Here is a 9,995-nt window from a genome sequence, read left to right on the forward strand (position 1 = left end):
GTCAGCTTTCCTGTGCGGTGGTGTCCGTGCCGAGCGCCAGCTCGACCAGGTCGGCCAGATTCATGTCGTCGATGCGCTCCCCGGTGTCCGGTTCCGGGGCGGCGGCGGGCTGCTGGGGGGCGGCGGCCAGTTCCAGCAGGGCGTCCAGGAGGCCGGTCTCGCGGAGCCGGCTGAGCGGGATGGTGCGGAGCGTGGACCAGGTGGCGGCTTCCTCGGGGCTCTGTGCCGCCGTCTCCTGGCCGTCTCCGAACAGCCGGTCCATGAGGTAGCGGGTGAGGTCGGGGAAGGTGGGGTGGTCGAAGACGAGTGTGGTGGGGAGCTTCAGTCCGGTGAGCGCGGAGAGCCGGTTGCGCAGGGCGACCACGGTCAGGGAGTCGAAGCCGATGTCCCGGAAGGAGCGGTCGGCGCGGAGTTCGGCGGGTGAGTCGTGGCCGAGGGCGACGGCGGCCTCGCGCTGGACCCGGTCGAGGAGGAGCCGCTGGCGTGCGGCGGCGTCCAGGGCGGAGAGTTCGCGGACGAGCGCGGTCGCGGTGTCGCCGTCGGTGTCGGACGGGCCGGAGTCGGTGAGGGCCTGCCGTGCCTCGGGCACGCCGAGGATGAGCGGGCGGGGGCGGGCGGCGGAGTAGGCGGGGGCGAAGGACTCCCAGTCGAGATCGGCGACGACCAGGTTGTGGTCCCGGCGGCCGACGGCGTCGGCGAGGGCGGCGACGGCGGTGTCGGGGTCCATCGGCCGGTTTCCGGCCCGGCGCAGATGGGCGGCGGTGTCCGTGTCGACCATGCCGCCGCCGTCCCAGGCGCCCCAGGCGACGGAGAGGTAGGGCAGGCCCGCTTCGCGGCGTTCGACGGCGAAGGCGTCGAGGTGGGCGTTGGCCGCCGCGTACGGGATGCGGCCGGAGTCGCCCCAGGTGCCGGCGCCGGAGGAGAACAGGACGAAGGCGTCGAGTTCCAGGTCTTCGGTGAGCTCGGCGAGGTGGCGGGTGCCGGTGACCTTGGGGCCGAGGACGGTGGCGAGGTCGGCGGGGGTGAGCGCGTCCGTGGTCAGCGCGCGTCCGCTGGTGCCTGCGGTGTGCAGGACCGCGCGGACGGGCGGGCCGTCGGAGCCGATCTTGGCGAACAGGTCGCCGAGGGCGGCCCGGTCGGCCAGGTCGCAGGCGGCGACGACGACGTCGGCGCCCAGGTCGACGAGTTCGTCCATGAGTTCGGGCATGCCGTCGGCGGCCTCGCCGCGCCGGCTGACCAGGACGATCCGGTCGGCCCCGGACCGGGCGGCCCAGCGGGCCAGCCGGCTGCCGAGCGCCCCGGTGCCGCCGGTGATCACCACGGTGTCCCGGGGCTGCCAGGGGGTGGCCGGGCCCTCGGCGGGGGCGTGGACCAGGCGTCGGGCCCGGACGCCGGTGGTGTCGACGGCGAGCTGTTCCTCGCCGGTGGTGCCGCCGAGCACGGCGCACAGATGGCGGGCGCTGTCCGCGTCGAGGTCGTCCGGCAGGTCGACGAGTCCGCCCCAGCGGTCCCGGGGCAGGTCGATGCCGAGTACGGCTCCGGTGCCCCAGACGGTGGCCTGGGCCGGGTTGCGGGGCGGGCGGCCGGGGCCGGTGCCGAGCGCGCCCGAGGTCGCCAGCCAGAGCGGGGCGTCCAGGTCCAGGGCGCTCAGGGCGCGGACCGCGGTGAGGGCGGCGGTGAGTCCGGCGGTCACGGCGGGGTGGCCGGGGTGCGGGCTGTCGTCGAGTCCGGTGAGGCAGAGGACGCCCGCCGGGTGGCGGCCGTCGAGGGCGTCGGTGATCCGCCGGGCCAGCCGGTCGGTGTCGTTCTCGGCGGTGTCCACCGTGACGTCGGCGAGGTCGGCGCCCGCCGCGGTCAGGGCCCGGACGGTGGCGTCCGTCAGGGCGTCGGGGCCGTCGGTGGGGCGCAGGACCAGCCAGGTTCCGGTGAGGGGGGCCTCGGGGGCGGTCACCGGTTCCCAGGCGGTGCGGTAGCGCCAGTCGTCGAGCGTGGTGCGGAGCCGGCGCCCGGAGTGCCAGCGGGACAGGGCGGGCAGGACGGGGGCCAGTTCGGTGCGGTCCAGGCCGGTGTGCGCGGTGAGCGCGTCGAGGTCCTGGTGGCCGACGGCCCGCCAGAACTCGGCCTCGGCCGGGTCGGCGGCGGACGCGGCGAGCGGGGCGAACTCGGGCCAGAAGCGGCGCTGTTGGAAGGTGTACGGGGGCAGGGCGGTGCGCCGGGCGCCGGTGCCCTCGAAGACGCGGGTCCAGTCGACGGAGACACCGGCGATGTGGGCCTCGCCGACGGAGCGCAGGAAGCGGGCGAGTCCGCCGTCGTTGCGGCGCAGGGTGCCGAGCGCCACCGTGTCGTCGCGGTCGGCGAGGGTCTCCTCGGCGGCGGCGGTGAGCACGGGGTGGGCGCTGACCTCGATCAGCGGCCCGAAGCCCTGCTCGGCGAGGGCCCGCACGGAGTCGGCGTAGCGGACCGGGCGGCGGAGGTTCTGGAACCAGTACCCGGCGTCGAAGACGGGGCCGTCGGCCCAGTCGGCGGTCACGGTGGAGAAGAACGGCACCTCGGGGGCCGTGGGGGTGACCGGGGCGAGGACCTCGGCGAGACGGTCCTCGACGGCGTCCGCGTGCGGGGAGTGCGAGGCGTAGTTGATGGGGACGGTCCGGGTGCGGAGGTCGTGTCCGGTGCAGTCGGCGGCGAACTCCTTCAGGGCGTCCGCGTCGCCGGAGACGATGACCGCGCGGGGGCTGTTGACCGCGCCGATGTGCAGCCGGCCCTCGTACGGGGTGAGCAGTTCCCCGACCCGTTCGAGGGGGGCGGCGACGGAGAGGAGTCCGCCGAGTCCGGCGAGGGCGGTGACCTCGCGGCCGCGCAGGCAGACCACGCGGGCGGCGTCGCGCAGGGTGAGGGCCCCGGCGAAGCAGGCGGCGGCGATCTCGCCCTGGGAGTGGCCGATGACGGCGGCGGGTTCGACGCCGTAGGAGCGCCACAGTTCGGCGAGGGAGACGGTGACGGCGAAGGTCGCGGGCTGGACCACGTCGTCGGTGTCGAGGCCGGGGGCGCCGGGCGCGCCGCGCAGGACGTCGGTGAGGCGCCAGTCGACGAACTCGGCGAGGGCGTCCTCGCAGCGGGCGATGGAGCGGGCGAACCCCGGGGAGGTGTCGATCAGTTCGGCGGCCATGCCGGCCCACTGGGAGCCCTGGCCGGGGAAGACGAACACCGGGCGGCTCGCCGGGCGGGCGGTGCCCTCGACGAGGTGGGCGCCCGGTTCGCCGGCGGCCAGTGCGGCCAGTCCGCCGAGGAGTTCGTCCCGGTCGGCGCCGACGACGACCGCGCGGTGCTCGAAGGGGGTGCGGACGGTGGCCAGGGTCAGTCCGGCGTCGGCGGGTGCGGTGTCCCGCAGGGCGGGGAGCAGGCTCTCCGCCTGGGCGCGCAGGGCGGCCTCGCTCGGCGCGGACAGGGTCCAGGCGACGGCGGCGGGCGGTTCGCGGTCCTCGGCGGGGGCGGTGTCCGGTTCGTCCGGTGCCTGTTCGAGGACGACGTGGGCGTTGGTGCCGCTGATGCCGAAGGAGGACACGGCGGCGCGGCGCGGCCGTCCGGTGTCGGGCCACTCCTCGTTGCCGTCCAGGAGGCGGACGGCTCCGGAGTCCCAGTCGACGCGGGACGAGGGCGCGTCCAGGTGGACGATCCGGGGCAGGACGCCGTGGCGCATGGCCTGGACGGTCTTGATGATTCCGGCGACTCCGGCGGCGGCCTGGGTGTGGCCGAGGTTCGCCTTGAGGGCCCCGACGAGCAGCGGGGTGCCGTCGCCGCGTTCCTGGCCGTAGGTGGCGAGGAGGGCCTGGGCCTCGATGGGGTCGCCGAGCGGGGTGCCGGTGCCGTGCGCCTCGACGGCGTCGATGTCGGCGGCGTCGAGCCGGGCGTCGGCGAGGGCCTGGCGGATGACGCGCTGCTGGGAGGGCCCGTTGGGGGCGGTGAGCCCGTTGGAGGCGCCGTCCTGGTTGACGGCGGAGCCGCGGACCAGGCCGAGGACGGTGTGGCCGTTGCGGCGGGCGTCGGAGAGCCGTTCGAGGAGGAGCAGGCCGACGCCCTCGCCCCAGCCGGTGCCGTCGGCGCCTTCGGAGAACGGCTTGCAGCGGCCGTCGGCGGCGAGTCCGCGCTGCCGGCTGAACTCCTGGAAGACGGTCGGCGTCGACATGACGGTGGTGCCGCCCGCCAGGGCGAGCGAGCACTCGCCGGAGCGCAGCGCGGCCACCGCCATGTGGACGGAGACGAGCGAGGAGGAGCAGGCGGTGTCGACGGTGACGGCCTGGCCCTCCAGGCCGTAGGTGTACGCGAGCCGGCCGGAGGCGACGCTGGCGGCGGTGCCGGTGCCGAGGTGGCCTTCGAGGTCGTGGTCGCGGCCGTGCAGCAGCGACGGGTAGTCGGTGTACATCAGGCCGATGAACACGCCGGTGTCGGTGCCGCGCAGGGAGCGCACGGGCAGTCCGGCGCGTTCGAAGAGTTCCCAGGACGTTTCGAGGAGGAGCCGCTGCTGGGGGTCCATGGCGAGGGCTTCGCGCGGGGAGATCCCGAAGGGGGCGGGGTCGAAGCGGTCGGCCCCGGTGAGGAAGCCTCCCTCGGAGGCGTAGCTGGTGCCGGGCCGGTCGGCGTCCGGGTCCAGGAGCGCTTCGAGGTCCCAGCCTCGGTCCCGGGGCATCGGTCCGACGGCGTCCTCGCCGCGCAGCACGAGGTCCCAGAGCGCTTCGGGAGTGGCGACGCCGCCGGGCAGCCGGCAGGCCATGGACACGATCGCGATCGGCTCGTCGTCCGTGGTGGCGGCGGCCGGTGCGGGCGCGGGGGTGCCGGGTGCGGTCGCCGGGCCGGCCGTCAGGGACTCCAGGTGGGCGGCGAGCGCGGCCGGGGTCGGCTGGTCGAAGATGACGGAGGCGGGCAGGCGCAGGCCGGTCTGTTCGCTGAGGGTGTTGCGCAGTTCGACGGCCATCAGGGAGTCGAAGCCGAGTTCGGAGAACGACTTGTCGGGGTCGACGGCGTTCACCGAGGTGTGCCGCAGGACGGCGGCCACCCGGGCCCGGACCAGGTCGATCATCCGGATCTGGCGGGTGGCGGCGGGGCCGGCGGCGGGCTTGGCGTGGCGGACGAGTCCGCGCAGCAGCGCGTGCATGGCCTGTTTGCCGTCCTGGCCGCGCAGGACGGGGAAGTCGAAGGCGGCGGGCACCAGGTTGCTCTCGGGCCGGCCGAGTGCCGTGTCGAAGAGGGCGAGTCCTTCGGCGCCGCCGAGGCTGAGGACGCCGATGCTGGCGGCGCGTTGCAGATCGACGTCGGAGAGCCCGCCGACCATGCCGTCCTGGCCCTCCCACAGGCCCCAGGCCAGCGAGAGGCCGGGGAGCCCCTGGCGCCGCCGGTGCTCGGCGAGCGCGTCCAGGTAGGCGTTGGCCGCGGAGTAGTTGCCCTGGCCGGGGCCGCCGAAGGTGCCGGCGGCCGAGGCGAACAGGACGAACGCCGTGAGGGGCAGGTCGCGGGTCAGTTCGTGCAGGTGGAGTGCGCCGCCGACCTTCGGGGCGAGGACGGAGTCGAGGCGATCGGGCGTCAGGGACTGGATGATGCCGTCGTCCAGGACACCGGCCAGGTGGATGACCCCGGTGAGCGGGTGGGCGGCGGGCACGGTGGCGAGCAGGTCCGCGAGGGCGTCCTTGTCCGTGACGTCGCAGGACACCAGGCGGACGTCCGCGTCCAGCCCGGTCAGTTCGGCGGCGTCCGCCGAGCCGGGCCCGGACCGGCTGGTGAGCAGCAGGTGGCGGACGCCGTGGTGGTCGACCAGGTGCCGGCACAGGGCGCGGCCGAGGAGGCCGGTGGCTCCGGTGACCAGGACCGTGCCCCCGGGCGCGAAGGCCGGGGCGGTCTCCTCGGTGCGGGGTTCGGGGCGGGCGAGGCGGGGCGCGTACCAGCGGCCCTCGCGCCACAGCAGCGACGGTTCGTCGTACGGGAGGGCCGTCACCGGGATGTCTGCGGAGTCGGCGGTGTCGACGGTGTCGACGAGGACGAACCGGTCGGGGTTCTCCGACTGGGCGCTGCGCACCAGGGCCTGGACGGCGGCGGCGACGGGGTCGATGTCGCCGCTCTCGCCGGGCAGCCGGGCGGCGGCGCGGGTGCGCAGGACGAGCGGGGTGCCGTCGGGGTTCTCCGGCCGGGACAGCTGGTCCTGGAGGAGGGCGAGGGTGCGGTGCAGGGCCTCGCGCAGGGCGGCGTGCGGGTCGTCGGGGAGCGCGGGCCCGCCCGGCAGGTCCATGACCTCGGGGACGGAGGCGGGGGCGGGGCCGGCGGGGACCTCGGGCCATTCGACGCGGAACAGGGCGTCGCGGTGGCGTGGCAGCGCGCGCAGCCGGTCGCCGGGCAGGGGGCGGACGAGCAGCGATTCGACGGAGACGACCGGGGTTCCGGCGGTGTCGGTGGCGGTCAGGGTCAGGGAGCGCGGCCCGGACCGGTCGAGGGTGACGCGCAGTGCGGTGGTGCCGGGGGTGTGCAGGGCGACGCCGGTCCAGGTGAAGGGGATCGCGGCGTCGGAGGTGTCCCCGGCGAGCGCGGAGGCGTGCAGGGCGGCGTCCAGGAGCGCCGGGTGCAGTCCGAAGCGCTCGGCCTCGATGTGCGCGGACTCGGGGAGTTCGACCTCGGCGTGGACGGTGTCGCCGAGCCGCCAGGCGGCGCGCAGTCCGCGCAGCAGCGGCCCGTACGCCAGTCCGGCTTCGGCCAGTTCGTCGTAGAGGTGGGTGGTGTCCAGGGGGGTCGCGCCGGCGGGCGGCCAGTCGGCGGGGTCCGGGAAGGGGGCCGGGTCCGCGTCCGGGGTGAGGCTGCCGGTGAAGTGGCGGGTCCACGGCTGGTCGGGGAGGTCGGTCTCGGGCCGGGCGTAGCCGGTGACGGTGCGCCGGCCGGACGGGTCGGCGGCGCCGACGGCCAGTTGCACGGTGATCCGGTCGGCGGGTTCCAGCACGAGGGGTTCGGCGAGCACGAGTTCGTCGACGCGGGGGCAGCCGATGTCGGTGCCGGCGCGCAGGGCGAGTTCGAGGAAGGCGGTGCCGGGGACCAGGATGCGGTCGGCGACGCGGTGGTCGGCGAGCCAGGGGTGGGTGGCGACGGAGAGTTCGCCGGTGAAGACGTGGCCGTCGGCGTCGGCGCGTTCCGTTCCGGCCCCGAGGACGGGGTGGCCGGCCGAGGTGTCGCGCTGCGGGTAGGGGGCGTCGAGCCAGAACCGCCGGTGCTGGAAGGCGAAGGTCGGCAGGGTGGGCCGGTGGGTGCCGGTGCCCTCGTAGAAGGCGGCCCAGTCGACGGGGACGCCGCTGGCCCAGAGCCGGGCCACGGTCTCGGTCAGGGTCTCGGCCTCGGGCCGGTCCTTGCGCAGCAGGGGGCGTACGAGGGCCTGCGCGGTCCGGTCGTCGGCGACGGCCGCGCACAGCGGGCCGGCGGGGCCGAGTTCGACGAACCGGCGGGTGCCGAGGGCGTGCAGCCGGTCGATGCCGTCGGCGAAGCGGACGGCGTCGCGGACGTGGCGCACCCAGTGGTCGGCGGTGAACTCCTCGACAGGCTGCCCGGTCAGGTTGGAGACGACCGGGACGGTGGGCCTGCGGTGCTCCACGGTCCGGGCCACGGCACGGAACTCCTCCAGCATTCCGTCCATGTGCGCGGAGTGGAAGGCGTGGCTGACGGTGAGGCGTCGGGTGTCGCGGCCGGTGAGTTCGGCGGCGACGCGCTCCACCTCGTCCTCGTCGCCGGAGAGGACCACGGAATCGGCGGCGTTGATCGCGGCGATGGACACCCGGGGCCCGAGCAGTCCGGTGACCTCGGCCTCGGTGGCGCGTACGGCGAGCATGGCGCCGCCGCCGGGCAGTGCCTGCATGAGCCGGGCGCGGGCGGCGACCAGCCGGCAGGCGTCGGCCAGGGACAGCGCGTCGGCGGCGTGGGCGGCGGCGAGTTCGCCGATGGAGTGGCCGATGAGGTGGTCGGGCCGCACGCCCCAGGACTCCAGCAGCCGGAACAGGGCCACTTCGAGGGCGAACAGCGCGGGCTGGGTGTATTCGGTGCGGTCGAGGAGCCCGGTGTCCTCGAACATGACGGTCTTCAGCGGGGTGCCCGTCCCCGTGTCGAAGTGGGCGCAGATCTCGTCCAGCGCACGGGCGAACACCGGGTACGCGGCGTACAGTTCGCGGCCCGTGCCGGCCCGCTGGGAGCCCTGGCCGCTGAACATGAAGGCCACGGGGCCGTCGAGGAGCTGCCCGGTCACGGCCCCGGGTGCGGTGGTGTCGCCGTCGGCGAGCGCGGTGAGGGCGGCGGTCAGGTCCTGTGCGCCGGTGCCGACGGCGACGGCGCGCCGTTCCAGCGCGGCGCGGGTGACGGCGAGGGCGTGGCCGACGTCCCGGGGGTGGTGGCCGGTGACGCCGGGGAGCAGGGCGCGGGCCTGGGCGGCGAGGCCTTCGGCGGTCTTCGCGGAGACCACCCAGGGGATCACGGGCAGGGTGCGCGGGGGGGCGGGCGCGTCCGCGTCCTGCGGGGCCGGTTCCTCCTGCGGGGCCTGTTCGACGATCAGATGGGCGTTGGTGCCGCTGACGCCGAACGCGGAGACGCCGGCCCGGCGGGGGCGGTCCGTCGCGGTCCACGGCCGGGTCTCGGTGAGGAGCCGGACCCGTCCGGCGGACCAGTCGACGTGCCGGGAGGGCTCGTTGACGTGGAGGGTCCGGGGCAGGCTGCCGTGCCGGATCGCCTGGACCATCTTGATGACCCCGGCGACTCCGGCGGCGGCCTGGGCGTGCCCGATGTTGGACTTCAGGGAGCCGAGCCACAGCGGCCGGTCCTCGGGGCGGTCCTTGCCGTACGTGGCGATGAGGGCCTGGGCCTCGATGGGGTCGCCGAGCTTGGTGCCGGTGCCGTGCGCCTCGACGGCGTCCACGTCGGCGGGGGTGAGTCCGGCACTGGCCAGGGCCTGGCGGATGACGCGCTGCTGGGAGGGGCCGTTGGGGGCGGTGAGGCCGCTGGAGGCGCCGTCCTGGTTGATGGCGGAGCCGCGGATCACGGCGAGGACGGGGTGGCCGTTGCGCCGGGCGTCGGACAGGCGTTCCAGGGTGAGCAGCCCGACCCCCTCGGACCAGCCCGTTCCGTCGGCGCCGTCGTCGAAGGACTTGCAGCGCCCGTCGGGGGCCAGGCCCCGGTGCCGGCTGAACTGGACGAAGGTGACCGGGGTGGACATGACGGTGACGCCGCCGGCCAGGGCCAGGTCGGCTTCGCCGGACCGCAGGGACTGGCAGGCCAGGTGCAGGGCGACCAGCGAGGAGGAGCACGCGGTGTCGAGGGTGACCGCGGGCCCTTCGAGGCCGAGGGTGTAGGCGATGCGGCCGGAGGCGATGCTCGGGGAGCTGCCGTTGCCGATGTAGCCCTCCAGGCCGCGCGGGGGCTGCCGCACCCGCCCCCCGTAGTCGTTGTACATGACACCGACGTAGACGCCGGTGCGGCTGCCGCGCAGCGAGGCGGGGTTGATCCCGCCGCGTTCCAGGGCCTCCCAGGACGCTTCGAGGAGGAGCCGCTGCTGCGGGTCGGTGGCCAGGGCCTCGCGGGGGCTCATCCCGAAGAGTTCGGCGTCGAACTCGGCGGCCTCGTGGAGGAAGCCGCCCTGGGTGGAGTAGCAGGTGCCGGGCCGGTCGGGGTCGGGGTCGTAGAGCGCGGCGAGGTCCCAGCCCCGGTCCGTGGGGAACTCGGAGACGGCGTCGGTGCCGTCGGCGACCAGCTGCCACAGCTCGTCGGGCGAGGTGACCCCGCCGGGCAGCCGGCAGCTCATGCCGACGATGGCGACGGGCTCGGTGTCCTTCGCCTCGTACTCCGCGAGCCTGCGGCGGGTGCGCTGCAGGTCGGCGGTGGCCCGCTTCAGGTAGTCGCGCAGCCGTTCCTCGTTCATGGGACTGCTCATCGGTCTCCCCCTCGTCCGGACCAGCCGGCCTGATGCACGTTCTCCTCCTCCGGTCCGCCGC

Annotated in this window: 1 protein-coding gene; it reads right to left on the reverse strand. The window is 75.6% G+C overall.

Features of this window, described 5'->3' with window-relative positions; genetic code table 11:
- Window position 1: 1 nt before the first annotated feature.
- A complete protein-coding gene (locus ACZ4FH_RS30725) occupies window positions 2-9,922 on the reverse strand; it encodes a type I polyketide synthase (protein WP_467309088.1) in 9,921 nt (3,306 codons plus the stop codon).
- Window positions 9,923-9,995: the final 73 nt, after the last annotated feature.

It is taken from the genome of Streptomyces sp. NPDC024555, assembly GCF_055559335.1.